Annotated in this window: 2 protein-coding genes; both read left to right on the top strand. The window is 69.1% G+C overall.

The annotated features are described in order from the left end of the window. Positions 1-1,848: YadA family autotransporter adhesin (locus WS61_RS26490; protein WP_179949707.1), on the top strand; the 1,848-nt coding region annotated here is incomplete at its 5' end. Positions 1,849-1,968: 120 nt separating this feature from the next. Continuing rightward, positions 1,969-2,456, top strand: a 488-nt coding sequence (locus WS61_RS26485; RefSeq protein WP_059504897.1) for a hypothetical protein, incomplete at its 3' end; no start/stop codon positions are given.

The raw sequence follows: 2,456 nt of genomic DNA, 5'->3' as shown, positions 1-2,456 counted from the left end.
ATCACGTCGCTCTCGACCTCGACGTCGACCGGTCTGTCGACGGCCAACAGCTCGATCACGTCGCTCTCGACCTCGACCTCGACCGGCCTGTCGTCCGCCAACAGCTCGATCACGTCGCTCTCGACCTCGACCTCGACCGGCATCAGCTCCCTGTCCACGGGCCTGAGCAGCACGGACAGCACGATCCTGTCGTTGTCCACGTCGACCTCGACCGGCATCGGCTCGCTGTCCACGTCGACCTCGACCGCGATCAACGCCGCGAAGACGCACTACTACAGCGTCAACGACAACGGCGTGCAGCAAGCCAACTACGCCAACGACGGCGCCACGGGCACCAACGCCCTCGCCGCCGGCGTGAACGCCAGCGCGGCGGGCGCCAGCAGCGTCGCAGTCGGCGACGGCTCGAACGCGCAGACGGCAGGCGCGGTCGCGATCGGCCAGAACGCATCGGCAACGGGCGGCAAGGCGGTATCGATCGGCTCCGGCAACACGGCGTCCGGCGACGGCGCGGTCGCGACGGGCGCAAACAACACGGCGACCGGCGACGGCGCGGTGTCCCTCGGCAACCAGAACACGGCAACCGGCGCCAGCGCGCTCGCCCTCGGCAGCTCGAACCAGGCCACCGCGGACAACACGATCGCGCTGGGCAGCCAGGCCACGGCCAGCGCCACGGGCGCACAGGCCTACGGCTCGGCCGCCAAGGCCACGGCCGCCGACGCGCTCGCCTTCGGCACGAACGCGCAAGCGAACGTCGCGAACTCGATCGCACTCGGCGCAAACTCGGTCACGGCCGCGGCGGTCGGCACCTCGAGCGCCACGATCGGCGGCGTCACGTACCCGTTCGCAGGCGGCTCGCCGGTCGGCGTGGTGAGCGTCGGCGCACAGGGCCAGGAACGCCAGATCACCAACGTCGCCGCGGGCCGGATCTCGGCCACGAGCACGGACGCGATCAACGGCAGCCAGCTGAACGCGACGAACAACGCGATCAACACGCTGTCGACGTCCACCGCATCGAACGTCGCGTCGCTGTCGACCGGCATCAACTCGCTGTCGACCGGCCTGAGCACGACGAACAGCAACGTGGCGTCGCTGTCCACGTCCACGTCGACCGCGATCAATTCGCTGTCGACGGGCCTCAGCACGGTGAACAGCAACGTCAACTCGCTGTCCACGTCGACCTCGACGGGCATCGGCTCGCTGTCCACCGGCCTGAGCACGACGAACAGCAACGTGGCGTCGCTGTCGACCGGCGTGACGAACATCAACAACCAGTTGAACCAGTTGTCGACGACGCTCAACAACAACACGACGCGTGCGGCGAACAACAACGGCATCGCGGCCGACATGAACGGCAAGGGCACCGACGTCCCGACCGTCACCGCCGGCTCGAACTCGGTGGCGATCGGCGCGGGTTCGAACGACGGCAGTCGCTCGAACGTGGTGTCGGTCGGCAGCGACACGCAGCAGCGCCAGATCACGAACGTCGCGCCGGGTACGCAATGCACCGACGCGGTGAACGTGAACCAGCTGACGCAGGTGCAGACGACGCTGTCGACGGCACTGTCGGGCCAGCAGGCGCAAATCAACTCGCTGGGTTCGCAACTGCAGCAGACCGACCAGATGGCGAAGCAGGGTATCGCGGCCGTCGGCGCGATGGCGTCGATCCCGCAGCTCGATCGCGACGCCAACTTCGGGATGGGCGTGGGCACGTCGACCTTCCTCGGCCAGAAGGCGATGGCGGTCAACATGCAGGCGCGCATCACGGAGAACCTGAAGGCGTCGATCAACGGCGGTTTCAGCGGCGGTCAGAAGGTGATCGGCGCCGGCATGCTGTATCAGTGGAAGTAACGCGTCGCGCCGCCCGGCCGTTCGGCTCGCCGCCGGACGGCCCGCGGCTCCGACGACAGGACGAGCCCGCTGCGCGCCGCGCGGCGGGCCTCGGTCAACCCAAGCTTTAAGGACGTCACCGTGAACAAACTCGCTCTTGCGCTCGCGCTTTCCGCAACGGCCCTCGCCGCGTGCTCGACCGCATCCGGCCCGACCTTCAGCGCCTCAGAACTGCAGCCGCGCGACGGCGTGCGCACGTTCCAGGTGGACTGCCACGGCTTGCTGTCGGGCCCGCAGACCTGCATGAAGGCCGCCCGCAAGATCTGCGGCGACGAGCCCGTGCGCGCCGTCGACTCTGCCCGCGCGCTGCGCGACAAATCCGATCCGGCCACGCTGGTCTTCCAGTGCGGCGCCGCACCGGCCGAAGCGGCCTCGGCCGCCGAGCCGGCCGCCGCCGTGGTCGAACGCGTGAACCTGTCGGGCGACGCGCTGTTCGCCACCGATCACGCAACGCTCGCACCGACCGCGCGCGAATCGCTGGACCGGCTGCTGAGCGAGCGCGCCGATCGCACGTACTCGCAGGTGACGGTCACCGGCTTCACCGATTCGGTGGGCAGCGACGACTACAA

The organism is Burkholderia sp. ABCPW 11 (assembly GCF_001523445.1).
In the GTDB taxonomy this organism is placed as follows: domain Bacteria; phylum Pseudomonadota; class Gammaproteobacteria; order Burkholderiales; family Burkholderiaceae; genus Burkholderia.
This window is presented reverse-complemented; position numbering and strand designations above follow the sequence as displayed.